Raw genomic sequence first — 25707 nt, 5'->3', positions numbered from 1 at the left:
TTTTCCGTGCGCCGCTCTTGTTCGCGTGCCCTGCTCTATTTATTGAGCGCCGCTCTCTCTTGTGTGCACCGCTCTTGCTCCGTGGCACACTGCTGGCATGAGCACCGCACAGGGCGCCCGAGCGCGGGCCAGGGCCGAAGTCACCGCGGCCATCAAGGAAGCCGCCCGCAGGCAGTTGGCGGCCGAGGGCGCGGCCAAGCTCTCGCTGCGAGCCGTCGCCCGCGAGGTGGGCATGGTCTCGTCGGCCGTCTACCGCTACTTCCCCAGCCGTGACGAGCTGCTGACCGAGCTGATCATCGACGCCTACGACTCCCTCGGTGAGGCGGCGGAACAGGCGCGGGACGCCGCGTCCGACGCCACGCCCGGGGAACGCTGGACGGCGGTGTGCGAGGCGGCGCGCGGCTGGGCGCTCGCCCATCCGCACGAGTACGCGCTGATCTACGGCTCGCCCGTGCCCGGCTACGCCGCCCCCGACACCACCGTCCGGGCCGCGTCGCGCGTCGGCCTGGTCCTCATCGGCATCCTCCGCGACGCCCACCGGGGCCCCGGTCTCGCCGCCCCGCCGCTCCCGGCCGACCTGCGCCCCGAGGCCGAGCGGATGGCCGCCGACCTCGCCCCCGAACTGCCGGCCGAGGTGGCGGCGTCGCTGGTGGCGGCCTGGGCGCAGCTGTTCGGACTGATCGGGTTCGAACTGTTCGGGCAGTTCAACCGGGTGGTGGAGGACCGCGAGACGTTCTTCCGGCACGCGGTCGCCCAGCTGGCGCGCGGGGTGGGCCTGGTGCAGGCCTGAGCCGCGTACTCCCCGGGGAGTACCGGTGATCACGCCGCCCGGCTGACGCCCTCGCGCCCCGGCGGCGTCTAGCGTGGCGTGCATGGAAGAGGAGCACGGGGGCGGTCCCTCCCACTGGTGGCGCTACGGGCCTCCCTGGTGGAACCGCCCGGGCGATCCCGAGGTGCACCGGGCCCGGCTGCCGTGGCGCTCGACCGCGTTCCTCACCGCGTTCGTGCTGATCGGTACCCACTTCGCCGCGCACGACCAGCAGCACCGCGTACAGCTCGACGGTTACGGGCGCGCGTTGCTGCTGATCGCCTCGGTCCTGCTGCTGTGGCGGCACCGCCGTCCGGTGCCCGTGGCCTTCGGCACGGCGACGACGGTCCTCCTCTATCTGGTCCTGGGCTACCCGTACGGCCCGGTCCTCCTCACGGTCGCGGTCGCCTGCTTCAGCGCGCTCGTCGCCGGGCACCGGCGGGCCGCCTGGGCGGCCATCGGGCTGCTGTGGGCCGGCCACGCGCTGGTCGCTCTCTGGCTCTACCGCCGGCTCCCGCCCGCGGGGGACGAGAGCGCGGGCCTCACCCAGGAGATCGTCATCGCCACCTGGGTGCTCGCCGTCGTCGCCCTGGCCGAGCTGGCCCGGGTGCGCCGCGAGCAGTGGGCGCGGGAGCGCGCGGACCGCGCCCAGGCGGCCAGGCGGCGCGCCGACGAGGAACGGCTGCGGATCGCCCGCGAGCTGCACGACGTCCTCGCGCACAGCATCTCCGTCATCAACGTCCAGGCGAGTATGGGGCTGACACTCCTCGACAGCGACCCCGAGCAGGCGCGGGCCGCGCTCACCACCATCAAGGCCGCCAGCAAGGAGGCGCTCGGGGAGGTGCGTCAGGTCCTCGCCACCCTGCGCGCACCCGGTGCCGCGCCGCGCGCCCCCGCCCCCGGCCTCGACCGGCTCCCCGAGCTGGTCGAACAGGCGGCGGCCGCGGGCCTCACCGTGGAGATCGAGGGCGGCCCGCCGCAGCTGCCGCCCGGCGCCGACCTGGCTGCCTTCCGCATCGTGCAGGAGGCCCTGACCAACGTCGTACGCCATTCCGGATCACGGCACGCGCGTGTGCGCTTCGCCCACGACGGCGGCGCGCTGCGGCTGCGGATCGACGACGACGGCCCCGCGACCGGCGCGGACGCCGGGGGCAGCGGGAACGGGCTGGTCGGCATGCGGGAGCGGGCGGCCGCGCTGGGTGGCACCATCGACGCGGGCCCGCGCCCCGACGGCGGCTTCCGGGTGCTCGCCGTACTGCCGACGCACCTGAGGGAGGACCAGTGATCCGGGTACTGCTCGCCGACGACCAGTCGCTGGTGCGGGCCGGTTTCAGGGCGCTGCTCGACGCCCAGCCGGACCTCGCGGTGGCCGGGGAGGCGGCCGACGGGGAGGAGGCGCTGCGGCTGGTACGCGAACTGCGGCCGGACGTCGTCCTGATGGACATCCGCATGCCCCTGCTGGACGGCCTGGCCGCGACCCGGCGCCTCACCGGGGAAGCGGAACTGAAGGACGTGAAGGTGATCATGCTCACCACCTTCGAACTGGACGAGTACGTCTTCGAGGCGATTCGCGCGGGCGCCTCCGGCTTCCTGGTGAAGGACACCGAGCCGGCCGAACTCGTGCGCGCCGTGCGGGCGGTGGTGGCGGGCGACGCGCTGCTGTCGCCGGGCGTCACCCGGCGGCTGATCGCCGAGTTCGCGGCCCGCTCCAAGGAGCCGGCGGCCGCCGACGCGCTCTTTCGGCTCACCGAGCGGGAGCGGGAGGTGATGGCGCTGGTCGGCATCGGCCTGTCGAACGAGGAGATCGCCCGCCGCCTGGTGGTCAGCCCGCTCACGGCCAAGACCCATGTGAGCCGCACGATGGTCAAACTGGGCGCCCGCGACCGCGCGCAACTCGTGGTCCTCGCCTACGAGTCGGGGCTGGTACGACCGGGCTGGCTGGGCTGAGCCGCTCGCCGGACGGTACGGCCCGTCCGCGCGCGTGAGCCCGGCGGGTGCGCAGCCGTGCGCCCGGCGGAGCGGCAACTCCCACCGGGCGCACGTTCGGAGGCGGTCCCCCTGGGGCCGTCCGACCGTTCCCGTCCGCCCTTCGGGCGACGACGCGGATGGTCGGAACAGGCCCTAGTCGTGGACCGGTACGCGGTCCACTTCCGCCTCCCCCACGGTGGACTTGGCGACGACGACCGACTGCCCGCCGCGTCGGCTGCGCAGACCGGTGAGGCTGATGAGCAGACCGGCCACCGCGATGCCGGTGACGACGAGGAAGCCGGGCCGGTAGCTGTCGAGGACGGCCTGCGGGGTGGCGTGCGCTGGAGCGCCCGCGGTGACCACGGCGGTGACCACCGCCAGGAAGATCGCCCCACCCACCTGGATCGAGGTGTTCAGCAGCCCGGAGACCATGCCCTGCTCGTGGTCCTCGACCCCGTTGGTGGCCTGGATGTTGAGCGCGGGGAAGACCAACGCGCAGGCCGCGCCGATCAGCAGCATGGACGGCAGGACGACGGCCGCGTACACCGGGTCGAGGTCGACGCGCAGGAACAGCGCGTACCCGAGGACCATCAGCGCGAAGCCCGTCGTGATCAGCCGGGGAGTGCCGAACCGGTCGACGATCGCGCCGACCTTCGTGGCGGACACCGCCACCAGCGCACCGGCCGGCAGGAAGGCGAGCGCCGTGTGCAGCGCCGACCAGCCGAGCAGCGACTGCATGTACAGGGTGGTCAGGAACTGGAATCCGACGTACGAGCCGAAGAAGCAGATCGCGCCGAGCTGGGCGCGTACCTGGCTGCCCGCGCGCAGCACGCCCAGCCGGATCAGCGGGCTCGGCGAGCGCCGCTCGACCAGGACGAAGGCGGTCAGCAGGACGGCGACGGCGAGGAAGGACAGCAGGGTGCGGGCAGAGGTCCAGCCGGACTCGGGCGCCTGGACGACGGTGAACACCAGCAGCAGCATCGACGCGGTGCCGAGGACGGCGCCCGGGATGTCGTAGCCGTCGTGGTCCTCCTCGCGGGGGCTGCGCGGCAGCAGCTTCAGGCCGGCGGCGAGGGCGATCAGGGCGATCGGCGCGGGCAGCAGCATGGTGAAGCGCCAGCTGGCCTCGGTGAGCAGCCCGGACAGCACCAGGCCCATGGAGAAGCCGGTGGCGGCGCAGGTGGTGTAGATGGACAGGGCGCGGTTGCGCAGCGGGCCCTCCGGGAACGTCGTGGTGATGATCGACAGGCCGGCCGGTGCCGTGAACGCCGCGCTCAGGCCCTTGATGAACCGGCTGGCGATCAGCAGCGGTCCGGAGTCCACCAGCCCGCCGAGCAGGGACGCCAGCGCGAAGACGGCCAGTGCCACCAGGAACACCTGGCGCCGCCCGAGCAGGTCGGCGGTGCGGCCACCGAGGAGGAGCAGGCCGCCGTATCCCAGGATGTAGCCGCTGACGATCCATTGCAGCGTCGACGTGGACAGGTGGAGATCGGAGCCGATGGACGGCAGCGCGACGCCGACCATCGACACGTCCAGCGCGTCCAGGAACATCGCGGCGCACAGCACCAGCAGAGTGCCCCACAGCCGGGGAGTCCAGCGGACCGCCGATGACGCAGCGGCGGAGGTGGTGAGCGGAGAGGTCATGCCGAGGAGACTACATGCATATGCATTGAATGCAAGAGCATTTAATTCCGATGCAACAAACTCTCTTCTCTGCTACCGTGCGCTCATGGCGGCGAAGAAGGCCGAGCAGGCGCTCGTGGAGCAGTGGCGGGACATCCTCGGCCTGCACGCCCGCACCCAGTGCGAGCTGGACCGGGCACTGCACGGACACGGCCTGTGCGCCAGCGACTTCGAGGTCCTCGACCTGCTGGCCGAGGGCACGGCGGCGGACGGCGGCTGCGCCTACCGTGTGCAGGAGATCTCCGAGCGGGTCCACCTCAGCCAGAGCGCGCTGTCCCGGCTCATCGGCCGCCTGGAGAAGGACGGCCTCGTCGAGCGGGCCATGTGCGCCGAGGACCGGCGCGGGGTACGCGTGGCGCTCACGGCGAAGGGACACGCGCTGCACGGCGAGGTGCGGCCGGTGCAGCGCGCGGTGCTGGCCCGCATGCTCGACGAGGTCGACTGACGGGCCTCAGATCCCGGACGCAGCCCGCCACAGATCGGCGAGAGCGCGATCCCCGGTCACGGCCGGGACCGGCGCCCGGTTCCACAGCGCCAGGTACAACTGGTCCGCGGGGCCCGACAGCTCGGCCTCGGCCTCCCCTGCCGCCCTCCGCACGGTCACCGGCGGCTCGGTCGTCAGCCGTACGGTCCACACCGCGTCCGCCCCCGCGTCCACCGCCCGCACCCGCAGCACCCGCGGCCGTTCGGTGCGGACCCGGCTCCTGGGCCGGGCGTGGAATCCGCGCAGCAACTCGTCGATGCCGTCCGCCGCGAAGTCCGGCGCGATCGGTGTGGCCGTACCCCCGTGCGCCGCCTCCGCGTCGTGGCGGTGCACGGTCGTCTCGTGCGCCTGCCGCCGGGTCCAGAACGCGAGCGGCGAGGGGCCGGGCGCCGGCAGGAAGGTCCAGCACTCCACGTCGGCCGGAGCACCGGCCAGGGTGTCGACCAGCAGCCGGTGGCTGTCGCGGTACCAGGCCACCAGCTCGGCACCGTCCAGGTCCGGCGGGTCACCGAGGGGCCGGGGCGCGGTATGCGCGTCGGCGACGAACGCGGCGGCCCACCGGTGCACCGCCCCCGTGTGCCGCAGCAGGTCACGCACCTGCCACTCCGGACAGGACGGCACCTTGGCGTCGGGCCCGGCCTCCGCGGCGGCCGCGGCCAGCAACCGGCCCTCCCGGTCCAGGGCATGAAGGAACTCGGCAGTCTCCATGGGGCGAGTGTGCCGGATGGAGCGCGCTCAAGGGTGATTGTTCTCCGGCGCCGCGTGGCCGTACCCGGCGGCGACGGCGCAGGGCCGCTGCGCCGAACGTCCCCGCGGGGGACATTGCGGGATCGGGGGCGGTGCACGCGGTGCACCGCACTCCTTCACGCACCGACTGCCGCCTCGCGCCCGCTCCGGCCCGTGGGACCCGCCGCGCGGGAGGCCGACGTCAACCGCCCATCGCCCGCCGGGTCGACACCCCGATGGCCGCGGCGACGGCGGCCAGTGCGGCGACGCTGGTGAGCGCGGTGGGCAGGGAGAACCAGTCCGCCATGAAGCCGATCGCGGGCGGCCCGAGGAGCATGCCGCCGTAGCCCAGCGTGGAGGCGACGGCGACGCCGGACGGGCCGGCGAGGGCACCGGCACGCTCCACGGCGACCGGGAAGAGGTTGGCGAGCCCGAGTCCGGTGACGGCGAAGCCGATCAGCGCCGCCCACGCGGACGGGGCGAGCGAGCCGAGCAGCATGCCGGCCGCCGCGACGGCACCGCCGGCGATCACGGTCCGTGCCCGGCCGAGGCGCGCCAGCAGCGCCGCCCCCGTCAGCCGGCCGATGGTCATGGCCAGCGCGAACGACGCGTACCCGGCGGCCGCCGTGCCCGAGGACGCCGCCAGGTCCTGCTGGAGGTGGAGCGCACCCCAGTCGGCCATGGCACCTTCGCCGTAGGCGGTGCACAACGCGACCAGCCCGAAGACGACGACCAGCCCACGACCGCCGGTCCGCCGCGCCCCGCCGCCGGTCCCCGCCTGCGCCGACGGCGTACTGTCCGCCGGTGCGGGGGGCTCGTGCCGCAGCAGGACGCGGCCGGCGACCGCCGTGACGAGCAGCCCGATCAGCGTGAGACCGAGCAGATGACGGGCGGGGGAGAGAGCACCGGCGACCAGTCCGCCCAGGCCCGCGCCGATCATCCCGCCCAGGCTGAACGCGGCGTGGAAACTGGGCATGACCGGTCTGCGCAGGGCGGCCACCAGATCGACGGCGGCGCTGTTGAAAGCGACGTTCACACCCCCGTACGCGGCGCCGAAGAGCAGCAGGACGGCGCCGAGTGCCGTTGCCGAGTGGGTGAGCGGGGGCAGCGCGACGCTGAACGCGAGCACCACCATGCAGACGACGGTCACCGGATGGCTGCCGTAGCGACGGCACAGCCGGCCGATGAGCGTCATCGTGACGACGGCACCGGCGGACACGCCCAGCAGGGCGAGCCCCAGGGCGCCGGCGGAGGCATGCGTCTGGTGCTTGATGTCGGGGATGCGCACGACCCATCCGGCGAAGATGAAGCCGTCCAGCGCGAAGAAAGCGGTGATCGCCGCGCGCAGCCCGGCAAGACCCTGGCCCGGCACTACGCTGTGCGTACGGGTTTTGTTTATTAGCGACACAAAGTCAACCCTAGGGCGAGCCGTGGAGGGCGAGCAAGAGGTGGGAGGGCGAGCAAAAGGTGTGCCGGTGGGCGGCCGGCGACCCGGTTCCCGATCCTCGAGGACGTGTTCGGCCTCGCAGGCGGCCTCTGCGAGAAGCAGTCCCTCACCGGCGCCCGTCGGTTCGGCGCGGGTGGACCCGCAAGGGCGGTGACGGTCACGGCGGTTCGCGGCGACGGGGGCCGGCGGGTTGCCTGTGCGGAGCGTGAACGCTCGTGTGGGATGGGGGCGTGTTCCGCGGCGAACAAAGGTCGGTTAATGCTTGTCCACAAGCTGGTTGCGGGCGGGTGAGCGCGCCATGATGGGCCCATGACGTTGGCCTCGCGCGCGTTCGCGCAACTGGCGACCTGGCCGGACCTGAAGCAGGCCGCACCGAGCTGCGGACTGGGGCAGGCGGTGAGTTCGGCCCAGGGCGAGATAGCCCACTTCCACTCGGACCGGGATGTCGATCTGCGACTGACCGACCGGGCCATCCGCCGGTTCGCCAAGGACTTCAAGGGCGCGGGGGCGATCAGGATCGTGCCGGGCTCGCAGTGGGTGACCCTGCGCCTCGACGCCGCGAGCGACGTAGACCTTCTGCTGACCTTGGTGAGCGTGGCGCTCCAGGCCCCGCAGAGCTGGCCCGACCCCGCCGACCGACCCTTGGCCGGCTGCAACGACCAGCGCGGCAAGGGGTTCGTGAAGGCCGACCTCGGCGCGTTCTGAACCTGCCGTCGGCCGTCACACCGCCACGACCCGGATCCCCGCGTCCTCGAACCGCCGCACCGTCTCCTGTTCCACCGCCGTGTCCGTCACCAGCGTGTTCACCAGCTCCGCCCCGCAGATCCGGGCGAACGCCCGCTGGCCCAGCTTGCTGGAGTCGGCGGCGACCACCACCCGCTCGGCGCGCTCGCACAACAGCCGGTTGATCGCGGCCTCCGCCTCGTCGTGCGCCGCCGCGCCGTGCGTGACGTCGAACGCGACCACCCCCAGCACCGCCACGTCCAGCGTGATCTGGCCGAGCACCCCGTCCGCGAGCGGGCCGATGAGTTCGTACGACTGCGGGCGCGCCACCCCGCCCGTCACCACGATCTTGAACTGGGGCCGCACGGCGAGTTCGTTGGCGATGTTGAGCGCGTTGGTGACGACGGTGAGCGCAGGCGACCCGGTGGACAGGTCACCGCGTACGGCAAGTGCGCGGGCCACCTCCGTGGTGGTCGTACCACCGGTCAGCCCCACCGCCTCACCCGGCGCGACGAGGTCGGCCACCGCCTTGGCGATGCGCTGTTTCTCGGAGGCGCGGCGGGCCGTCTTGTAACGCAGGGGGAGTTCGTACGACACCCCGTGCACCACCGCTCCGCCCCGCGTGCGCACCAGCATCTGCTGTTCGGCGAGCTGGTCGAAGTCCCGGCGGATCGTGGCCGCCGACACCTCCAGCTCGGTGGCCGCCTCCTCGACCTCCAGCCGGCCGCGCTCGACGAGCAGTTCCAGCAGCGCCTTCCAGCGGGCGTCCCGGGACATCCGCGGCCTCCGTTCTGCGATCGGTCCCCGAGCGGTCTGCGACGGCGGCGTCGGTGGCGTCCCCGATCGCTCGCCGATCATTCCGCGACCGTACCCCGATCGTTTCCCGCTCCCTTTCTGCGTCTCCCGGTGACCCTAGCGCACCCACCTTGCGCTCGGATGCTTGATTGTGCTCAAAAGATCGCTATATCTTGCAGGAACGATCAGCAAGGGAGGGTGTGGGCATGACCCATGTCGAGGACGAGCTGAACAGCCAGCCGGAGTGCTGGACCCGGGCGGCCGAGGAGGCGGGACGGCACCGCGACGCGCTGCCGGGGCCGGGGGAGCGGGTCGCCGTCGTCGGCTGCGGAACCTCGTACTTCATGGCACAGGCGGTGGCCGCCCTGCGCGAGCGCGCCGGACAGGGCGAGACCGACGCGTTCGCCGCCTCCGAGTTCCCGCACGGGCGGTCGTACGACCGGGTGCTCGCCCTCACCCGCTCCGGGACCACCACCGAGGTGCTGGAACTGCTCGGCGCGTTGAAGGGGCGCACACGCACCACGGCCGTCACCGCCGACCCCGGCACCCCCGTCATGACGGCCGCCGACGACCTGGTCGTCCTGGACTTCGCCGACGAGCGATCCGTCGTCCAGACCCGGTTCGCGACCACCGCCCTCACCCTTCTGCGGGCACACCTCGGCCTGCACGCCGACAGCGTCGTCGCCGACGCGCGCACCGCCCTCGCCGCTTCTCTGCCCCGAGGACTCGTCGGCTGCACCCAGTTCACCTTCCTGGGGCGCGGCTGGACCGTCGGACTCGCGAACGAGGCCGGGCTGAAGATGCGTGAGGCCTCCCTGTCCTGGACCGAGGCCTACCCGGCGATGGAGTACCGGCACGGCCCGATCAGCGTCTCCACCGAGGGCACGGCCACCTGGATGCTCGGCGAGGCGCCCGACGGGCTCGCCGAACAGGTCCGCGCCACCGGCGCGAGGTGGATCGAGGGCGCGCTCGACCCGCTCGCCGAACTCGTCCGCGTCCAGCGCCTCGCGGTCGCCGTCGCCGCCGCCCGCGGCCTCGACCCCGACGAGCCGCGCCACCTCACCCGCTCGGTGATCCTCGCCCCCTGAACCCGCCGCCCCGCGTCCCGGAAGGACACCTCACGTGCCTCTCGCGTCAACCGGCGAGCTGGTCACCCGTGCCGCCGAAGCCCGCTCGGCCGTCGCCGCGTTCAACGTCATCACCCTGGAACACATCGAAGCCGTCATCTCCGGCGCCGAGTCGGCGGACGCGCCCGTCGTCCTCCAAGTCAGCGAGAACGCCGTCAAGTTCCGCTACGGTCGGCTGCTGCCGCTGGCCCGCGCGGCCGTCGCCGCCGCCGAGCGGGCGGCCGTACCCGTCGCGCTGCACCTGGACCACGTACAGAGCGACGACCTGCTGCGCCAGGCGGCCGGTGCGGGCTTCAGCTCGGTGATGTACGACGCGGCCCGCCTCCCGTACGCCGACAACCTCGCCGCGACCCGGGCCGCCGTCGACTGGGCGCACGCCCGAGGACTGTGGATCGAGGCCGAGTTGGGGCAGGTCGGCGGCAAGGACGGGCGGCCCGCGCTGGACGCACACGCGCCGGGCGCCCGCACCGATCCCGACCAGGCCCGGGACTTCGTCACCAGGACCGGGGCCGACGCCCTGGCCGTCGCCATCGGCAGCGTGCACGCCATGACCACCCGCAGCGCCACCCTCGACCACGGCCTGCTGGGGCGCCTGTCCGCCGTGCTGGCCGTCCCGCTCGTCCTGCACGGCTCCTCCGGTGTGCCGGACGACGGGCTGGTCGCGGCGGTCGCCCGCGGCATCGCCAAGGTCAACGTCGGCACCGCCCTCAACGCCGCCATGACCGGGGCGATCCGCGAGTTCCTCGCCGCGCACCCGGAGGCGGTCGACTCCCGGAAGTACCTCAGCGTGGGCCGGGAGGCGATGGCCCGCGAGGTGGCCCGGATCATCCGTGTCCTCTCCCGGATCCCCGGCTGATCATGCGCCTGACGACCCTCCACCTCGGACAGCCGCCGGACGTGGTCGCCGCCGGAGTCGGTGTGCACGGCGTCGCGAGCCGCACGGACGTCTTCCGGCTCCCCGAGCTGTGGCAGCTGCACCTGTACGGCTACGACGCCGAGCTGGTCGTGGACGGCACCCCGCACATCCTGCGGCCGGGCCGGGTGAGTCTCGTACCGCCCGCCACGACCGTCCACTACCGGTACCGGGGCCGCTCCGAGCACCTGTACGCGCACCTGCGCATCCCGGCCGCCGGACCGCTCCGCACGATCCCCGTCGTGCAGGACACGGGACCGGAACGCACCGTCATCACCGCTCTGCTGCGGCAGGCGGTGGCCGCCGTACCCGCCTCGCCCGAGCGGACCCGCGCCGAGGTGTGGGCCGCGCTGTGGCGCGTCGCCCACCTGACGCCCGCCGTCGGCGAACGGCCGGGACCGCACCCGGCGTTCAGCGCGGCCGTCGCCCACATCGAGGCGCACCTGGCCGAACCGCTCAGCGTGCCGGAGATCGCCCGGGTGGCGGGCGTCTCGCACAACCACCTGATCCGCCTCTTCCGCGCCGCGACCGGAGACACGGTGGTCGGCTACGTCCGCCGCCGCAGACTGGACCGCGCCCACCACCTGCTGCGCGCCACGACCCTGTCCATACCGGCGATCGCCGCCGCCGTCGGCATCCCCGATCTGCAGACCTTCAACAAGGCCTGCCGCCGGGAACTCGGCGCCTCCCCGCGGGCCGTGCGCGCTAGCTCTGCCTGACGGCCTTCAGCACGACGAACTTCCGGTCGCTGCCGACCAGTTCGCAGTTCCCGAACAGCCGCTTGAGCTTGACGTGGTAGCCGAGGTGCCGGTTGCCGATCACCCACAGCTCACCGCCCGGCCGCAGTGCGCGCTTCGCCCCGGTGAACATGCGCCAGGCCGTCGCGTCGGTCGTCGCCTGGTGGGAGTGGAACGGCGGGTTGTTCAGAACGAGGTCCACACTGCCGGGAGCCACCCCGGCCAGCCCGTCCCCGACCCGGAACTCGGCGTGCCCGGGCACCCCGTTCGCCTTGTACGTCGCCTCCGCCGAGGCCACCGCCTGGAACGACTCGTCCACGAACAGCACCTCGGCCGCAGGGTCGGCCAGCGCCACCGCCGTACCGACCACGCCGTTGCCGCACCCGAGGTCCACCACGCGGCCCGCGCCCGGACCGGGCAGATGCTGGAGGAAGAAGCGGGTACCGATGTCGAGCCGGTCGGCGCAGAAGACGCCCGCGTGATTGACGACCGTGCGCCCCGACACCGCGCCGACTCCCTCCGGGAGCGCGTAGCTGTACGGCCACGGGTTGGCGGGCCGCTCCGGCGCCGGATCCGGGGTACAGAAGATCAGCCGTGCCTTCTGCTGTGCCGGCGAGGTCCGGGTCGGGCCCAGGATCCGCTCGAACAGCTGGAGCGTGGAGGTGTGGATCTCCTTCACCATCCCGGTGCCGACGACGACCGTGCCGGTGTGCACGGCGGGCGCCAGCCGCAGCAACTGGTCCTCCAGCAGAGCCAGGCTCTTGGGCACCCGCACGAGCAGCACGTCCACACGCTCCGGCGGCGGATCCTGCGTGGTGAGGAGCCGTACCGCACCGGGCTCGACGCCGGCCCGCGCCAGATTGGCCCGGGTCGCCTCCTGACTCAGGAAGGAGTCGGTGATCTGCGTCGGCCCGTGCTCCGCCAGCGCCGTGACCAGTGCGCCCCAGCGGTCCCCGACCACCACGACCGCCCCCGTGAGCGGCACCTGCTGCTCGGCCAGGTGGCGCAGCAGATACGCGTCGGAGGCGTCCCAGGCACGCAGCCGGTCGCGCGGATCCTCGGGGAAGCGGGTCAGCTCGACCTCGCCCCACGGTGTCGTCATACGGTCGCTCATCGTGCGTCCAGGCTAGCGGAGCCGCAGATCAGGGGCGGTGGGGCGGGCATGCGGCAGGATGGAGCGCGTGGACGCGGAGCTGTTTCCCAGGGAGCGTGCGGAGGTCGCGCCGGGCGCCGTGCACGTCCCGGACTGGCTCGACCCCGAACGGCAGCGCGAGCTGGTCGCCGCCTGCCGGCGGTGGGCGCGGCCCCCGGCCGGCCTGCGCACGGTTCGCACCCCGGGCGGCGGCACGATGACCGCGCGCCAGGTCTGCCTGGGCCGGCACTGGTACCCGTACGGCTACGCCCGCACGGCGGTCGACGGCGACGGAGCGCCCGTGAAGCCGTTCCCGGCCTGGCTGGACGAGCTGGCCCGCCGCGCGGTGGCCGACGCGCTCGGCCCGCGGACCGTCCCGGCCGGGCCGTACGACATCGCGCTGATCAACTTCTACGACGGCGACGCCCGCATGGGCATGCACCGCGACAGCGACGAGCAGACGGACGCCCCGGTGGTCTCGCTGAGCCTCGGCGACCGTTGCGTGTTCCGCTTCGGCAACACCGAGACGCGTGCGAAGCCGTACACCGACGTCGAGCTGCGCAGCGGGGACCTGTTCGTCTTCGGCGGCCCCTCCCGGCTCGCGTACCACGGCGTACCGCGCGTCCACCCGAACACGGCCCCACCCTGGCTGCACCTCACCGGCCGCCTGAACATCACCCTGCGGGTGAGCGGCCTGTAGCGGCCGGTGCCCGTACCCAGGGGACCGGCTCGGCTGCGCGGCCTGTGGTCGGCGGCGTCGGTCATCAGGGGTGCGGATCATGGGAGACTCGCCCTCATGAGCGGTAAGGCGGATCCCCGGACGGCGGGGGAAAGTACCACCTCGAGGGCGCGGCTGGACCGGGGGCGCGGTGCGCTGGGCCCCGCGCTGGAGCTGGTGCACACGGGGCGGGCGCCGACCCGGGCCGTGCTCACCGCCGAACTCGGCGTCACCCGTGCCACCGCCGGCGCGGTGGCCGCCGAGCTGGAGGCGCTCGGCCTGATCCGGGTGGACGCCCGGCCGGGCGCGGCGGCCGGTTCCCAGGGCCGCCCCTCGCACCGGCTGGAGATCGCCGAGGACGGGCCGGTCGCCCTGGCGGCGCAGGTCCACGCCGACGGCTTCCGGGCCGCGCTGGTCGGCCTCGGCGGGCGGATCGTCGCGACGGCGCCGGGCTGCGAGACCGTCGACGCCGACCCGGCGAAGGTGCTGGGCTCGGTCGTGGAGGCGGGCGCCGAACTCCTGCGCACGACCGGCCGCCGCTGCGTCGGCGCCGGACTCGCCGTACCGTCGGCCGTCGCCGAACCCGACGGCCTGGCCCTGAACCCCCTGCACCTGGCCTGGCCCGTCGGCGCCCCCGTCCGCCGGATCTTCGAGGAGTGTGTGCGCGCCGCCGGCATCACCGGCCCCGCGTTCGCGGCCAACGATGTCAACCTCGCCGCGCTCGCCGAACACCGGCACGGCGCCGGGCGGGGCGCCCGGGACCTGCTGTGCGTGGCCACCGGGCACCGGGGCGTCGGCGGCGCCCTGGTCCTGGACGGCCGCCTGCACACGGGCAGTTCGGGCCTCGCCCTGGAGGTCGGCCACCTCACGGTGAACCCGGAGGGCCGCCCCTGCCACTGCGGCAGCCGGGGCTGCCTGGACGTCGAGGCGGACCCGCTGGCCCTGCTCGTCGAGGCGGGCCGCGAGCCGGGCCCCGAGGTGTCCCTGCTCCAGCAGGCCAACGACCTGCTGAGCACCCAGTACGCCGACCCGGCCGTCCGCACGGCCGCGCAGGCCCTGATCGACCGCCTCGGACTCGGGCTCGCCGGACTGGTCAACATCCTCAACCCCGACCGCATCATCCTCGGCGGCCTGCACCGCACCCTCCTGGACGCCGACCCCGGCCGCCTGCGAGCGGTCGTCGCCGACCGCAGCCTGTGGGGCCAGAGCGGCGGCGTACCGATCCTGCCGTGCACCCTGGACCACAACAGCCTGGTCGGCGCCGCTGAGTTGGCCTGGCAACCGGTACTGGACGACCCACTGGGGGCACTGCGGTGACGGACACCGCGGATTCCCCGGTTTCCCCGCTTCCCGAGGCGTCCGAGGTGGAACTCCTGCCCGCCACGCGTATCCGGCTCGTGGAGACGGCCGCACCGGAGCTGTCGTCACGGCACCGCTCGGCGATGGACCGCGTGTGGGAGGAGGCGGTACGGGCCAACCCGGCGCTGTTCGACGGCCCGGTGGCGGTGCTGACCGGACTGGAGCGGGACGGGCACGACGGTCTGCTGCTGTCCTGGGCGCGGGCCACCTACCGGTACCGGGCGCTGCGCCAGGTGCCCGGGGCGCCCGTGTGCTCCTCCCTGTTCGTCTCCGTGCTTCAGCCCACCGGCGACGGGCGTCTGCTGATCGGCCGGATGGCACCCTCGACGGCTGCTCCCGGCCGCTGGCAGCTGCCTGGCGGCACCGTCGAACCCCCGCAGACAGACGGAGAGTTGGACCTGGCCGACCTGCGCGCGCACGCGGCTCGCGAGCTGGCGGAGGAGATCGGCTCCGACACCTCCGCGGCCGCCCTCACCCGCTGGCTGACCGCCCGCGGCGCGCGAGGCAGCGTCGGCGTCTTCTTCGTCGCCCCGCCGCGCCCGGCGCGGGAACTGCGGGACCGGTACGCGGCGCTGGTGGGGGCGGAGACAGCACGCGGCGTCGACCCGGAGTTCGACCGCATCGAGCTGATCCGCTCGCCCGCCGCTCTGGCGGCTCTCGGAGGACCGCACGTCGACTATCTGCGACCGGTCGTACGCCGTTACACCGGCACCTGAGCCGCCCGACTCCGCGGCACCGCCCCGAGCGGCCGCCGTGGCCCCGTCCTGAGGACGCCCAGCCCGACCGGGAAGCGTGCCGGTGCCGGGCGGTCATGCGCAGACATCAGGACCGTGAGCCAGTGGTCCTGGGTCCTGTGGTCCTGTGGTTCTTCCCTCTCCGTCGTCCGGACGGCGGCCGGCGCGGAAGCCGTCCGGATGGACCGAGATCCGCACGATCGGGCCACAGTGTCCCCACTCCGGCTCGACCGCGAGCGTCCTCACCTCCAGTCGGCCGCGAACGCCCGGCCGGGGTGCTCCGTGAGGATGCGGTCCACCAGCTCCGCCCCGACGGCCTCCGCCAGCCGCGGCCGCAGCCGGCGCAGCAGGTACGGCATCCCGGGGCCGCCGTCGACCGAGCGTGCCCCGGCGACCACCGTGTCCCCGCCCAGCAGCAGCCGGTCCCCGAACCCGGCCTCCACCAGGGCCCGTACCGTCTCCGGCATCCGCCAGTCGGTGGCGTGATGGGCGCGGGACGGTCCGTCGAACGCCAGCCAGCAGCCCGACTCGGCGGCCTGCCGCTGCGCCACCGCGTCGGGGAAGCGGTTCAGATGACCCAGGATCACCCGGTCACCGGGAACCCCCAGCTCGCCGCAGAGCAGGTCGAGTACGTCGAGCGCACCGGTGCCCAGCTCCAGGTGGACGGCGATCGCGGCGCCGGTGGCGTGGTGCGCCTCGGCCGCCGCCGTCATGGTCCAGCGGGCGTGTGCGTCGAGGCCGTGGAAGCCGCCCGCCACCTTGATCAGTCCAGCCCGCACACCGCTCGTGCCGATGCCCTGGGTCAGCTCGCAGACGAACACCTCCGCCAGCCGGTCGCGCAGACCGGCGAGCAACTCGTCGTCGTAGTGGGCGACTTGGTGAAGGCCCGTGGCGCAGACGACCCGCACCCCGGTGGACCGGGACAGCTCCGGCAGGTCCGCCGCCCGCCGTCCCATGCCGTACGGCGTCCACTGCACGACGGCCGCTCCGCCCGCCGCGCGGAACGCGTCCAGTTCGGCACGCGCGGCCCTGACGTCGTCCAGCTCCCGCCCCGGCAACTGCGGGCTGCGCAGGAAGAGATGATCGTGGGAGTCGCACACGCCAAGTTCGTCGGGGCCGATGTCACCGAGGACCGTACGGACGCGGCTCACCACTGCCGTCCGCGGCGGAGCCGGTCGCGGCCCGGCGCGGACAGGTGCAGCACCTCGAAGACGTCCCCGACGGCCTTGGAGGTGTCATGCTCCCAGAGGGAGAAGTGCACCAGCTCCCAGCGGTGCGGATCCACGGCCGCCGCCGCGAGCACGGCACCGTCTTCACCGGCCAGCCGCTCCGTCTCACCGGCCACGTCCTCCATCAGCACGGACAGTTCGGCCCCCTCCGGCACGGGCACCCGCCGCCGCACGGCGAACGCGGCGCGCGAGCCCGCGCCCTCGGAGCAGGCGAGCCCGGTCCACTGCCGTACGGCGGGACGCCCGAAGTCGTCGACCACCCCCTGGAAGGCGCCGCCCCACAGGAAGCGGTTCATGCCCTCCACGGTGTTCCACAGGTAGAACGGCGCGTACTGGTTGACCGGGGAGCCGTGCCACCCGCGTTCGCGCACGAGGTAGGCCTTGAGGCCGAGGCCGTCCCAGTCGTCGAGCCGGTGCCCGATGCGGGCGACCCGTGCGCGGACGATGTCCGTGTCGTAGTCGGCCGGGAGAGTCAACTCGTACTGCATGGCGTGCATGAGGCGGGTCCTTCCGTAGTGACGCGCCGGCTCAGGCGGGGTATTCGGTCGTCGACACGTGGGCGTCCCACTCCGTGGTGGTGCCGTCCTCGGCGGCCTCCACGACCGCGAGGTGGGTCATGAAGGTGCGGGGACCGGCCCCGTGCCAGTGCCCTTCGTCCGGCTCGATCCACACGATGTCGCCCGCGCGGATCTCCTCCACCGCACCGCCTTTTCGCTGCACCGGTCCCTCGCCCTCCAGGACGTGCAGGACCTGCCCGTGCGGGTGCCGGTGCCAGGCCGTGTGGGCGCCCGGCGCGAAGTGGACGTCGAACATGCGCAGCCGGGACGGGGCCGTGGGGGCGGCGATCTCGTCCAGCCGGACCGTGCCGGTGAAGTTCTCCGCCGGGCCCTGCCGGGTGTCGGGACGCCGTCTGGTGATGTGCACGTGATTCAGTTCTCCTGTCCGGGAGTTCGGGGTGCGAGCAGCGAGAGAAGGCCCCGGACACCGGCGTCGAAGGCGGCGGGCGAACCGGACGCACGGGCGAGGACGTAGCCGCCCTGCACGGTCGCGACGACGGCCGCGCCGATCTCCTCACCGTCCAGCTCCGGCGCGAACTGCCCCTGCCGCTTGCCCTCTTCGACGATCTCGGCGATCAGCTCCCGGATCCGCGCGATGGTCCCGTCCACCGGCGCCCGCAGCTCGTCGCTCGCGATCACGTCCGGGTCCATGGTCAGCCGACCGACCGGGCAGCCGCGCAGCACGTCGCGCTCGCGCAGCAGATACGCCTCGATCCGCTCGTACGGCGTGCCCGGACCGTTCAGGACACCTTCGGCGGTGGCCCGCAACTCCTCGGCGGTGCGCCGGATCGCCACCAGGGCGAGATCCGGCTTGCCCTTGAAGTGGTGGTACATGCTGCCCTGTCCGGCGCCCGCGCGCTCCAGGATCGCCTTGGGACTGGTGCCCACGTACCCACGCTCCCACAGCAGCTCACGGGTGGACTCGATCAGTCGCTCCGAGGTGCTCATGCGGTCACTGTACATACTAGTAGTTACAGACCGCCAGTCCGTAGGGAGCAGCGGTCCCTCACCCACGTACTCCCCGGGAGGTACGCGTACTGCCGTCGGCCGCACGACGACCCCGGCCCCCCTGCGGAGGGAGCCTCGGGACATCACCCGAGACCCGAACCCATGAGGGAGATGACCCGAGATGCAGACCCTGGCGAACTGGGACGGCGGACCCGGTCCCTGGATCCTGTTCTTCCCGCTGATCTGGGCGGCCGTCGTGATCGGCGCCGTCACCTTCCTGCGCCGCACCGCCTGGCGCGGCCGCGGCGGACCCTGGCGCTCCATGGACGGCGGCCGCCCCACGGGCGACTCCCCGCTCGCGGTCCTCGGCCGCCGCTTCGCCTCCGGCGAGATCGACGAGGACGAGTACTGGCGCCGCCTGTCCGTCCTGGAGGAGCAGTTCGGCCGCCTCGGCAAGGGCGGTGCGGCATGACCACGACGACCGCAGTGTGGGCCGCGGACCGCGTCGTGGACGCGGTGAAGGTGTACGGCGGCGGCGACACTGCCGCACGCGCCCTGGACAGCGGACGTGGCCTTCCCGGCCGGACGCTTCACGGCGATCGTAGGCCCCTCGGGCTCGGGCAAGTCCACCCTTGCTCACCCTCGTCTACGCGCTGCTCGCCCTCGCGGTGGTCATCGCCCTGCTCGGCATCACCAACACGCTGACCCTCGCCCTGCACGAGCGCACCCGGGAACTGGGACTGCTCCGGGCCGTCGGCCAGACCCGCGCCCAACTGCGGTCCATGGTCCGCTGGGAGTCGGTCCTGGTCGCCGCCTTCGGCACGGTGGGCGGTGGGCGGACTAGGCCGGGGCGGCTTCCTGGAGCGACACGGCGTGCGCCTTCGCGCTCCCGCCCGCGCACCTCGCGGTGGTGGCGCTGATCGGCGTCACGGCCGGAGCCCTCGCCGGCCCGCGCCCCACCCGGCGCGCGGCCCGCCTGGACGTCTGCGGGCGATCGCGACGGAGTGACGACCACCGGGCACCGAGAACGTGGGGCGGGGCGCCAGGCCGTCACTCCGAGGCGCGGGCCACGGCGGGCCCGGCAGCCCCCGCCCGCACCCCGACGGGAGCGCCTGCACCGACGGGAGCGCCTGCACCGACTGGAGCCCCTGCACCGATCGGTGTACCCGCGCGTACAGGTGTACCGGCGCCGACAGTTGTACCCGCGCTGCTCGGAGTCCCTGCACCGACGGGTGATCCGGCAGCGACCGGAGCCCCCGCACCGACCGGACGCTGTGCACGCGCCCCGACCGGAGTGTCCGGACCGGCGGGTGATCCGGCAGCGACCGGAGCCCCTGCTCCGACCGGAGCGCCTGCGCCTACCGGTGTACCGGTGTCGCCCGGAGTTCTCGCGCTGCCCGGAGTCCTCGTGCCCACCGGAACCGTGGCCGCCACGGGGGCGGGTGCCCGTGCCGGGCGCGCCTCGGCCGGTCGGGGCGCCGCAGGCTGCCGTTCCGCCGCGCGGCGCGGCGTGCGGGCCGCGTGGGTGCGTACCGCCGTAGGGGCGGGCAGCGTGAACCACACGACCTTGCCGTTCTCGCCGTCCGGCCGCGCACCCCAGCTCTCGCTCATCGCGGCGACCATCGCCAACCCGCGACCGCAGGTGGCCAGTGGGCCGGTGTCCGTCGCGTCCGTGCCCTCGGCCGGCACCGGAAGTCGCGGATCGTGATCGCGCACCGACACCGTGAGCCGGTCCGGCAGCAACTCCAGCTCGACGGTGCACGACTTGTCGGGCCTGGCGTGCCGGTGGACGTTGCTCAGCAGCTCCGTCACACCGAGCGCGGCCCGGTCTATCAACGGGTCCATATGCCAGTAGCGCAACTGCGCAGATACGATTCTGCGGACCTGGCCGATCCGCGACGGCAGGGCTTGGAGCTCCACCGTGCAGTGCCTGCTTGGGTGACTGATCACGGCTGCGACTCCCCGATGTAGAGGTCCGGAGGCACCGGAAGAACACGGAGAACAACGGATCCAGCAGGGTGCTTGCGTCCAAACGTCCGCCTGCTGTCGTGGCCGGCGGCTGGTTCGCAGCGTTATCGCCGGTAAACCCAGAGTGACGTGAGACCAGCGTGACGCAGCGGATGCCCGCACGCAACTCGCCGCGACGGGCCGCTGCGCAGAGTTCGCGACACCAGGTCGCTCAGCCGCCGCGTCCGGCCGCCCGGCGCACCGCCTCGATGAACCGCCGCGCCGCAGGCGGCCCCGGCTCGCCCGGTGCGGGGTCGTGCTCGCCCAGCGTCAGCAGGTACCGCTTGCCGTTGAGGTCGGCCAGCGCCCGGTCGTCCGGCGCGAACCACGGCTTGGACGCCCGTACCGCCTGTACCGGCGCGCTGTCGATCTCGCTGCCGTAGCTGGTGAGCAACTCCAGCCTGCCGTCGTTGATCCGGACCTGCCCGGCGCGGGTGAGCGAACGCAGCCGCTTGCCGATCCGCACGCCCGTGGCCGTGAACTCCGGCTCCGCCATCCTTCGCCGCCCCCTTGCGCGTGTTCCCGTGATCCCGTGTGCGCCCCCGCTCGGGACGATCGTCCCGACGCGTGCAGTCTGCCCCGATGCGGCGTGGAGCACCAGTACGCACGGGACGCGTGCGACGGCCGGCCGGAGCACTCCCGCCAATGCGCCCCCCGGTTGCCTCGCACGCCCGTTTCCCCAGGGCGTCTTTGGGCAGCTCAAAGATGCGTTTATGCAGGTGGGATGCGGTCTGAAAGATGCCTATGCTCGAGGTGCCGGCCGTGCGCAGCGCCGTCTGCGCCCAGCGTAAGGAGCACCGCCGTGAGCATCGTCCCCCAGGCCCGGACCGGCGCCACCCTCGACGTCGACCGCAGCGACGCCGCCTACCGCGACTGGCTGAAAGAGGCGGTCCGCAAGGTCCAGGCCGACGCCAACCGCTCGGCGGACACGCATCTGCTGCGCTTCCCGCTGCCCGAGCGGTGGGGCATCGACCTCTACCTGAAGGACGAGTCGACGCATCCCACCGGCAGCCTGAAGCACCGGCTCGCCCGTTCCCTGTTCCTCTACGGCCTCTGCAATGGCTGGATCCGCCCGGACAGCCCCGTGATCGAGGCGTCCAGCGGCTCGACCGCCGTCTCCGAGGCCTACTTCGCGAAGCTGATCGGCGTGCCCTTCATCGCGGTGATGCCGCGCACGACGAGCGCCGAGAAGATCCGCCTCATCGAGTTCCACGGCGGACAGTGCCACTTCGTCGACGACTCCCGGAAGATGTACGAGGAGTCCGCCCGCCTCGCGGGGGAGACCGGCGGCCACTACATGGACCAGTTCACCTACGCCGAGCGGGCCACCGACTGGCGCGGCAACAACAACATCGCCGAGTCGATCTTCCGCCAGCTGGAACTGGAACGGTTCCCGGAGCCGACGTGGATCGTCGCCACGGCCGGCACCGGCGGCACGTCGGCGACGCTCGCGCGCTACGTCCACTACATGCAGTACGACACCCGGGTCTGTGTGGCCGACCCGGAGAACTCCTGCTTCTTCGAGGGCTGGACCGCCGGCGATCCGGACGTCACCTGCGACTGCGGTTCCCGGATCGAGGGCATCGGGCGGCCGCGGATGGAGCCGAGCTTCGTGCCCGGCGCGATCGACCGGATGATGAAGGTCCCGGACGCGGCCAGCGTGGCCGCCGTACGCGCGCTGGAACGGGCCATCGGCCGCAAGGCGGGCGGCTCGACCGGCACCGGGCTGTGGAGCGCGCTGAAGATCGTCTCCGAGATGGTGGCCGCAGGGCGCCGGGGGAGCGTGGTCACCCTGCTGTGCGATCCCGGCGACCGGTACCTCGACAAGTACTACTCGGACGCCTGGCTCGCGGAGCAGGGCCTGGACATCACGCCCTACACGAAGGCGATCGAGACCCTGCTGGCAACGGGCGTCTGGCCCGACTGACGTCCGGGGCCCGGAAGACCGCCTCCGGCGCGGCAGCCATGTCCCGGACGAACACCAGTCGTACGGGAGCGGTCCGACGAACTCGCGTACCGACCGCGGGCGCAGACGGTGAGCCATGGCGGCCAGCCCCTCGTGAAGTCCCCTGCGGGAGACGGGCGCCGGCCGTCAGCGCAGTTGACGCACCGTCAGAATTCCTCGTCCGGTTCCGGCTCGGGCTCGCCCGCCACGACCAGCCGCGGCAGATGCTCCGAGATCTCCGCGCGCGCATCGGCGGGCAGGCCCGCGTCCGTGACGAGCGTGTCAACCTGCTCCAGCGCGGCGAACGAACTCAGGCCCACCGTGCCCCACTTGGTGTGGTCGGCCACCACCACGACGCGGCGCGCGGAGTGCACCAGCCGGCGGTTGGTCTCGGCCTCCGCGAGGTTCGGCGTGGACAGTCCGGCCTCCACCGATATGCCGTGCACGCCCAGGAAGAGCAGGTCGAAGTGGAGCGCGGCGATCGCCTGGTCGGCCACCGGACCCACCAGTGAGTCGGACGGGGTGCGCACCCCTCCGGTCAGCACGACCGTGGCCGCGCCCTGCCGCTGCCCGGAGGTCCGCTGTGCCGCGTGGAAGACGTCCGCGACCCGCACCGAGTTCGTCACCACGGTCAGATCGGGCACCTCCAGAAGGTGCTGCGCGAGCGCGTACGTCGTCGTACCGCCGGACAGGGCGATCGCCGTGCCCGGGGCGACCAGCCGGGCGGCGGCGCGGGCGATGTCCTCCTTGGCGGTCAGCTCGAGGCCGGACTTCGCCTCGAACCCCGGCTCGTGGGTGCTGGGCTCGACCACCGGCACCGCGCCGCCGTGCACCTTCTCCAGCACCCCCTGGCGGGCGAGCGCGTCCAGATCGCGGCGCACGGTCATGTCGGACACGCCGAGCTTGCGGGTCAGTTCGTTGACCCGCACACCGCCCCGGCGCCGGACCTCGTCCAGGATCAGGGCGCGGCGCTGCTCCGCGAGGAGGTTCTGATTCTCACTCACGTACGCTCCGGTCCTTTCGCCGTCAACCGTCCGACACGCCCGGCGCACCTGCTCCGACCAGGACGTACCAGCTGTCTGAAGTGCGCGGGCGTCCCATCTTTTCACGGGTCGGTACCGGTTGCGCCACCCACCTGACACGATGCGCACATGCCACTCCGGTCGCGGGCGCTCCCCTCGTCACACGGATCGGGGAGATTCCGTGACGACGCGTGTACACCGCCGCGGAACCGGAGATCCTGAAGCGCGCACCGACACAACCCTTCACGGCGGCACGGGGGAAGTGCGAGAACAGTGGAACGCGCGCAGGAACGCCCCACCGGGCAGGAATCGACCGAGCCACGGCACGAGCCGGACACCGACCTCGAGCTCCTCGTGCACGGGGTCGGCGGCACCACGCCCGAGAAGATGCTCGGTGATCCGCGCACGGTCCGGATCACCGGCGACGACACGGCCGCCGTGTTCCGGCGCGCCGCGGACGCCGGGGCCGGGAGCCGCCCCAGGCGCGGGCCCGTCCAGGAGGCGTACGTCTGGTGCAACCTGACCTCCGGCGACGGCAGCCGCGCCCTGTGGCTGTTGCTGCTGCCGTTCATGGTGGTGAACCTCGCCCACTGGATGCGGCCCGCCGCACCGGGCCGGCAGCGCACCGTCCGGCTCTACGGACTCCTCGTGCGCCTGGCCGCCCTCACCCTGACCGTGCTGCTGGTGGCCGCCGCCTGCGAGGTGGCCCTGGACCTGGTGGCCTGGCAGTGCGCCGGGACCCGTGCCTGCGCCCGCCGCCACTCCTGGCTGGGTTTCCTGGCGCCCGGCCCGGCCGGCGGCTGGTGGAGCGCGCCCGGTCGCCGGCTCGCCCTCGCCGCAGTGGTCCCGGCCGCGCTCACCGGCCTGCTCTGGTACCTCTCCCACCGCACCTGGAACGCGTACGAGTCCCACCAGCCGATGTCCCGCGACCCGGAACCGGCCACCGACGCCAGCGCCCTGGCCCGGCCCGGCTTCTGGTACGGGCGCCGCCTGGTGGCCCGGCTGCGCGCCGCCCACACCGCGGCAGGCCTGCTGACCGTGGCCGCCGCCGTCGCCCTCCCCGCGGTCCGCTTCGACCACCGTCCCGGCGGACCCGCCGCCCTGGACGCCCTCAGCCGGCTGCTGCCCGCGGCCCTGACCGCCTGCGCGGGTGCGGCGGTGGGCGTGGTCTGCCGCCGGGGCCGCAGCGAGAACCGCCTCGACCAGCGGCTCGACCGGCACCTCGTACGGCTCCTGCCGCTCGGCGCGCTCACCCTGCTGCTCCTCACCCTGGTGTACGCCGGCTGGTCCCGGCCCGGCTGGCAGTCCGCAGGCCGGCTGCCCGGGAACCCGGCCTTCGGCGCCCTCATGCTGGTCCAAGGGCTCCTCGTGGTCGCCCTCGCCGCCGTGGCCCGGGACCTGTACCGGCGCCGTCCCGACCCGCGCGCCGGACTGCGCGGCCTCGGCGGCCCGGCCGTTGCGCTGCTCGCCTGCGCACTCGGCGGGGTGATCTCCGGCGGGGTCGCCCAGCGCGTCGCCGACTGGCTGGACGGCACCCGCGCCCTGCTGCCTGGGCCACCCGTCCTGCTCACCTGGCAGGCGTCCGCGATCCCTCCCCTCCTCGCCGTCCTGTTGCTCCTGGCCGCCCGGCTCGCCCTGAGCACCGCCCGGCTCGCCCGCGCCGAACGCGACCGGGTCCGCCGCGAGCACCCCGGCGAACCCGAGGACCCGGCCCGCACCCGCGCCATCGCCCACGCCCGCGCCATGGCCACGCTCACCGACCGGGCGCCACTGGTTCTCGCCGTGCTCACCATCACCACACTGCTCCTGGGCGCCGGGGCGCTGGCCGGAGCCCTCGCCACCGGAAAGACCCCCGGCGGCGCGGCCCACCGCACCCACCACGCCGTGCAAGCCCTGGCCGAGACCTCGCAGGCCGTGGGCTCCTGGCTGATCGGGCTCGGTTTCCTGCTGTTCGTCACCTGGGGCAGGCGCGCCTACAAAGACGCCTCGGCCCGCCGCACCATCGGCATCCTCTGGGACGTCGGCACCTTCTGGCCGCGCGCCGCCCACCCCTTCGCGCCGCCCTGCTACGCCGAGCGCGCGGTGCCGGACCTGACCTGGCGGATGGCGACCTGGATCCAGCGCACCGGCGGCCGGCTGGTCCTCTCCGGGCACTCCCAGGGCAGCGTCCTCGCCGCCGCCGCGGCCTGGCAGCTGACGCCGTCGGTACGCGGACGCGTCGCCCTGCTGACCTACGGCTCCCCGCTTGAGCGCCTGTACGGCCGCTGGTTCCCGGCTCACTTCGGCCCGCCGGCGCTCGCCGCGCTGCACCGCGACGTCGCCTGCTGGCGCAATCTCCACCGCCCGACCGACCCCATCGGCGGCCCCGTCCGTGTCCCCGGCGCCCCGCCGGTGGACCACGAGCCCCTCGCGGACCCCCTCGCCTACGGCCGCACCCCCGACCACCCGCTGCCGACCCCGATCCACGGCCACTCCGACTACCAGGCGGACCCGGCCTTCACCCGCGAACGCGCTCGGCTGCTGGCCCGCCTGTGCCCGGAACTGCCGGGGCAGCGCCCGGGTCCGGACGCGCCGGAGTGAGGCGGGCGGCCCCGTGCTCCCCGCAACGGTCGAGGACCTGCTCGCTGCTGCGACGAGCGGGCTGC

The 25707-nt window shown here is 73.6% G+C and carries 25 protein-coding genes and 3 pseudogenes; 16 read left to right on the top strand and 12 right to left on the bottom strand.

The annotated features are described in order from the left end of the window. Positions 1 to 97: 97 nt before the first annotated feature. The 3 genes from ACGFRF_RS02325 to ACGFRF_RS02315 all read left to right on the top strand — a co-directional run bounded on the left by ACGFRF_RS02325 (position 98) and on the right by ACGFRF_RS02315 (position 2755). On the top strand, positions 98 to 790 hold the full coding sequence (locus ACGFRF_RS02325) for a TetR/AcrR family transcriptional regulator (RefSeq protein WP_393736332.1): 693 nt from the start codon (positions 98 to 100) through the stop codon (positions 788 to 790). A gap of 82 nt (positions 791 to 872) precedes the next feature. After that, entirely contained in the window at positions 873 to 2093 is a 1221-nt protein-coding gene (locus ACGFRF_RS02320) for a sensor histidine kinase (protein WP_393736330.1), read from the top strand. Further along, positions 2090 to 2755, top strand: coding sequence for a response regulator (locus ACGFRF_RS02315; RefSeq protein ID WP_393736328.1), 666 nt, complete (start codon positions 2090 to 2092; stop codon positions 2753 to 2755). Before ACGFRF_RS02320 ends, ACGFRF_RS02315 begins: the two co-directional genes overlap by 4 nt. Positions 2756 to 2929: 174 nt before the next feature. Here the strand turns inward: ACGFRF_RS02315 and ACGFRF_RS02310 are convergent, their stop codons facing one another. Then, a complete protein-coding gene (locus tag ACGFRF_RS02310; RefSeq protein WP_393736326.1) occupies positions 2930 to 4420 on the bottom strand; it encodes an MFS transporter in 1491 nt (496 codons plus the stop codon). A gap of 85 nt (positions 4421 to 4505) precedes the next feature. Here ACGFRF_RS02310 and ACGFRF_RS02305 point away from each other — a divergent pair, with 85 nt between their 5' ends. Further along, positions 4506 to 4904, top strand: a complete 399-nt coding sequence (locus ACGFRF_RS02305; protein ID WP_393736324.1) for a MarR family winged helix-turn-helix transcriptional regulator — start codon at positions 4506 to 4508, stop codon at positions 4902 to 4904. A gap of 6 nt (positions 4905 to 4910) precedes the next feature. Here the strand turns inward: ACGFRF_RS02305 and ACGFRF_RS02300 are convergent, their stop codons facing one another. Beyond that, a complete protein-coding gene (locus ACGFRF_RS02300) occupies positions 4911 to 5651 on the bottom strand; it encodes a maleylpyruvate isomerase family mycothiol-dependent enzyme (RefSeq protein WP_393736322.1) in 741 nt (246 codons plus the stop codon). A 220-nt stretch (positions 5652 to 5871) separates the two neighbouring features. Beyond that, positions 5872 to 7041 (bottom strand): MFS transporter, encoded by a 1170-nt coding sequence (locus ACGFRF_RS02295; RefSeq protein WP_393736320.1) that lies wholly within the window; start codon positions 7039 to 7041, stop codon positions 5872 to 5874. Positions 7042 to 7425: 384 nt separating this feature from the next. Between ACGFRF_RS02295 and ACGFRF_RS02290 the strand changes: the two genes are divergently transcribed. Next, the gene (locus ACGFRF_RS02290) at positions 7426 to 7821 is read left to right on the top strand and encodes a luciferase family protein (protein ID WP_393736318.1); all 396 of its coding nucleotides are present in this window, start codon (positions 7426 to 7428) and stop codon (positions 7819 to 7821) included. A 15-nt stretch (positions 7822 to 7836) separates the two neighbouring features. On the opposite strand, the gene ACGFRF_RS02285 is transcribed toward ACGFRF_RS02290, so the two are convergent. Continuing rightward, positions 7837 to 8616 (bottom strand): DeoR/GlpR family DNA-binding transcription regulator, encoded by a 780-nt coding sequence (locus ACGFRF_RS02285; RefSeq protein ID WP_393736316.1) that lies wholly within the window; start codon positions 8614 to 8616, stop codon positions 7837 to 7839. A gap of 224 nt (positions 8617 to 8840) precedes the next feature. Here ACGFRF_RS02285 and ACGFRF_RS02280 point away from each other — a divergent pair, with 224 nt between their 5' ends. The 3 genes from ACGFRF_RS02280 to ACGFRF_RS02270 are packed head-to-tail and all read left to right on the top strand — an operon-like array spanning position 8841 to position 11393. Continuing rightward, positions 8841 to 9722, top strand: coding sequence for an SIS domain-containing protein (locus ACGFRF_RS02280; protein ID WP_393736314.1), 882 nt, complete (start codon positions 8841 to 8843; stop codon positions 9720 to 9722). Between the two features lie 34 nt (positions 9723 to 9756). After that, positions 9757 to 10617 (top strand): class II fructose-bisphosphate aldolase, encoded by an 861-nt coding sequence (locus ACGFRF_RS02275; RefSeq protein ID WP_393736312.1) that lies wholly within the window; start codon positions 9757 to 9759, stop codon positions 10615 to 10617. 2 nt (positions 10618 to 10619) lie between these two features. Then, a complete protein-coding gene (locus tag ACGFRF_RS02270; protein ID WP_393736311.1) occupies positions 10620 to 11393 on the top strand; it encodes a helix-turn-helix domain-containing protein in 774 nt (257 codons plus the stop codon). On the opposite strand, the gene ACGFRF_RS02265 is transcribed toward ACGFRF_RS02270, so the two are convergent. Next, positions 11380 to 12513, bottom strand: a complete 1134-nt coding sequence (locus ACGFRF_RS02265) for a methyltransferase (protein ID WP_393736309.1) — start codon at positions 12511 to 12513, stop codon at positions 11380 to 11382. The genes ACGFRF_RS02270 and ACGFRF_RS02265 overlap by 14 nt on opposite strands. Positions 12514 to 12592: 79 nt before the next feature. Between ACGFRF_RS02265 and ACGFRF_RS02260 the strand changes: the two genes are divergently transcribed. The 3 genes from ACGFRF_RS02260 (at position 12593) to ACGFRF_RS02250 (ending at position 15336) form a co-directional block, all read left to right on the top strand. Then, entirely contained in the window at positions 12593 to 13243 is a 651-nt protein-coding gene (locus ACGFRF_RS02260) for an alpha-ketoglutarate-dependent dioxygenase AlkB family protein (protein WP_393736307.1), read from the top strand. A 96-nt stretch (positions 13244 to 13339) separates the two neighbouring features. Then, positions 13340 to 14578, top strand: coding sequence for an ROK family protein (locus ACGFRF_RS02255; RefSeq protein WP_393736305.1), 1239 nt, complete (start codon positions 13340 to 13342; stop codon positions 14576 to 14578). Further along, a complete protein-coding gene (locus ACGFRF_RS02250) occupies positions 14575 to 15336 on the top strand; it encodes an NUDIX hydrolase (RefSeq protein ID WP_393736304.1) in 762 nt (253 codons plus the stop codon). The genes ACGFRF_RS02255 and ACGFRF_RS02250 overlap by 4 nt, the downstream gene beginning before the upstream one ends. A 260-nt stretch (positions 15337 to 15596) precedes the next feature. On the opposite strand, the gene ACGFRF_RS02245 is transcribed toward ACGFRF_RS02250, so the two are convergent. The 4 genes from ACGFRF_RS02245 to ACGFRF_RS02230 are packed head-to-tail and all read right to left on the bottom strand — an operon-like array spanning position 15597 to position 18088. Continuing rightward, the gene (locus ACGFRF_RS02245; RefSeq protein ID WP_393736302.1) at positions 15597 to 16505 is read right to left on the bottom strand and encodes a phosphotriesterase; all 909 of its coding nucleotides are present in this window, start codon (positions 16503 to 16505) and stop codon (positions 15597 to 15599) included. Further along, positions 16502 to 17080, bottom strand: a complete 579-nt coding sequence (locus ACGFRF_RS02240; protein ID WP_393736300.1) for a DUF4865 family protein — start codon at positions 17078 to 17080, stop codon at positions 16502 to 16504. Before ACGFRF_RS02240 ends, ACGFRF_RS02245 begins: the two co-directional genes overlap by 4 nt. Before the next feature lie 31 nt (positions 17081 to 17111). After that, on the bottom strand, positions 17112 to 17507 hold the full coding sequence (locus ACGFRF_RS02235; protein ID WP_393736299.1) for a cupin domain-containing protein: 396 nt from the start codon (positions 17505 to 17507) through the stop codon (positions 17112 to 17114). Between the two features lie 5 nt (positions 17508 to 17512). Then, positions 17513 to 18088: a TetR/AcrR family transcriptional regulator gene (locus ACGFRF_RS02230; protein WP_393736297.1), complete on the bottom strand. Its 576-nt coding sequence runs from the start codon at positions 18086 to 18088 to the stop codon at positions 17513 to 17515. 181 nt (positions 18089 to 18269) lie between these two features. On the opposite strand from ACGFRF_RS02230, the gene ACGFRF_RS02225 reads away from it, so the two are divergent. From ACGFRF_RS02225 to ACGFRF_RS02215, 3 genes and pseudogenes are all read left to right on the top strand, one after another. Further along, the gene (locus tag ACGFRF_RS02225; RefSeq protein ID WP_393736295.1) at positions 18270 to 18560 is read left to right on the top strand and encodes an SHOCT domain-containing protein; all 291 of its coding nucleotides are present in this window, start codon (positions 18270 to 18272) and stop codon (positions 18558 to 18560) included. Further along, a pseudogene (locus ACGFRF_RS02220) lies at positions 18557 to 18728 on the top strand (ATP-binding cassette domain-containing protein); the annotation flags it as partial. The gene ACGFRF_RS02225 and the pseudogene ACGFRF_RS02220, both read left to right, overlap by 4 nt. Next, positions 18721 to 19096: pseudogene (locus ACGFRF_RS02215) on the top strand (ABC transporter permease); the annotation flags it as partial. The pseudogenes ACGFRF_RS02220 and ACGFRF_RS02215, both read left to right, overlap by 8 nt. Before the next feature lie 435 nt (positions 19097 to 19531). Here the strand turns inward: ACGFRF_RS02215 and ACGFRF_RS02210 are convergent. Together ACGFRF_RS02210 and ACGFRF_RS02205 are read right to left on the bottom strand one after the other, a co-directional pair. Next, positions 19532 to 20038: pseudogene (locus ACGFRF_RS02210) on the bottom strand (ATP-binding protein); the annotation flags it as partial. 229 nt (positions 20039 to 20267) lie between these two features. Continuing rightward, positions 20268 to 20591 carry a hypothetical protein gene (locus tag ACGFRF_RS02205; RefSeq protein ID WP_393736293.1) on the bottom strand — a complete coding sequence of 108 codons (324 nt, stop codon included), beginning with the start codon at positions 20589 to 20591 and terminating at the stop codon, positions 20268 to 20270. A 306-nt stretch (positions 20592 to 20897) separates the two neighbouring features. Here ACGFRF_RS02205 and ACGFRF_RS02200 point away from each other — a divergent pair, with 306 nt between their 5' ends. Further along, positions 20898 to 22022, top strand: a complete 1125-nt coding sequence (locus ACGFRF_RS02200) for a PLP-dependent cysteine synthase family protein (RefSeq protein WP_393736291.1) — start codon at positions 20898 to 20900, stop codon at positions 22020 to 22022. Between the two features lie 185 nt (positions 22023 to 22207). On the opposite strand, the gene ACGFRF_RS02195 is transcribed toward ACGFRF_RS02200, so the two are convergent. Continuing rightward, a complete protein-coding gene (locus ACGFRF_RS02195; RefSeq protein ID WP_393736289.1) occupies positions 22208 to 23044 on the bottom strand; it encodes a DeoR/GlpR family DNA-binding transcription regulator in 837 nt (278 codons plus the stop codon). A gap of 291 nt (positions 23045 to 23335) precedes the next feature. Here ACGFRF_RS02195 and ACGFRF_RS02190 point away from each other — a divergent pair, with 291 nt between their 5' ends. Beyond that, the gene (locus ACGFRF_RS02190; protein ID WP_393736287.1) at positions 23336 to 25642 is read left to right on the top strand and encodes a hypothetical protein; all 2307 of its coding nucleotides are present in this window, start codon (positions 23336 to 23338) and stop codon (positions 25640 to 25642) included. Positions 25643 to 25707 lie beyond the last annotated feature (65 nt).

The sequence above is a fragment of the Streptomyces sp. NPDC048521 genome, from assembly GCF_043199855.1.
GTDB lineage: Bacteria > Actinomycetota > Actinomycetes > Streptomycetales > Streptomycetaceae > Streptomyces.
The sequence above is the reverse complement of the archived record's forward strand: the minus strand, read 5'-3'. Positions and strand labels throughout refer to the sequence as shown.

Coding starts and splice junctions, on each gene's coding strand:
- ACGFRF_RS02300 (WP_393736322.1), bottom strand. CDS start 5,651: ATGGAGACTGCCGAGTTCCTTCATGCCCTGGACCGGGAGGGCCGGTTG.
- ACGFRF_RS02305 (WP_393736324.1), top strand. CDS start 4,506: ATGGCGGCGAAGAAGGCCGAGCAGGCGCTCGTGGAGCAGTGGCGGGAC.
- ACGFRF_RS02225 (WP_393736295.1), top strand. CDS start 18,270: ATGCAGACCCTGGCGAACTGGGACGGCGGACCCGGTCCCTGGATCCTG.
- ACGFRF_RS02320 (WP_393736330.1), top strand. CDS start 873: ATGGAAGAGGAGCACGGGGGCGGTCCCTCCCACTGGTGGCGCTACGGG.
- ACGFRF_RS02265 (WP_393736309.1), bottom strand. CDS start 12,513: ATGACGACACCGTGGGGCGAGGTCGAGCTGACCCGCTTCCCCGAGGAT.
- ACGFRF_RS02240 (WP_393736300.1), bottom strand. CDS start 17,080: ATGCACGCCATGCAGTACGAGTTGACTCTCCCGGCCGACTACGACACG.
- ACGFRF_RS02290 (WP_393736318.1), top strand. CDS start 7,426: ATGACGTTGGCCTCGCGCGCGTTCGCGCAACTGGCGACCTGGCCGGAC.
- ACGFRF_RS02205 (WP_393736293.1), bottom strand. CDS start 20,591: ATGGCGGAGCCGGAGTTCACGGCCACGGGCGTGCGGATCGGCAAGCGG.
- ACGFRF_RS02280 (WP_393736314.1), top strand. CDS start 8,841: ATGACCCATGTCGAGGACGAGCTGAACAGCCAGCCGGAGTGCTGGACC.
- ACGFRF_RS02310 (WP_393736326.1), bottom strand. CDS start 4,420: ATGACCTCTCCGCTCACCACCTCCGCCGCTGCGTCATCGGCGGTCCGC.
- ACGFRF_RS02270 (WP_393736311.1), top strand. CDS start 10,620: ATGCGCCTGACGACCCTCCACCTCGGACAGCCGCCGGACGTGGTCGCC.
- ACGFRF_RS02255 (WP_393736305.1), top strand. CDS start 13,340: ATGAGCGGTAAGGCGGATCCCCGGACGGCGGGGGAAAGTACCACCTCG.
- ACGFRF_RS02285 (WP_393736316.1), bottom strand. CDS start 8,616: ATGTCCCGGGACGCCCGCTGGAAGGCGCTGCTGGAACTGCTCGTCGAG.
- ACGFRF_RS02230 (WP_393736297.1), bottom strand. CDS start 18,088: ATGAGCACCTCGGAGCGACTGATCGAGTCCACCCGTGAGCTGCTGTGG.
- ACGFRF_RS02325 (WP_393736332.1), top strand. CDS start 98: ATGAGCACCGCACAGGGCGCCCGAGCGCGGGCCAGGGCCGAAGTCACC.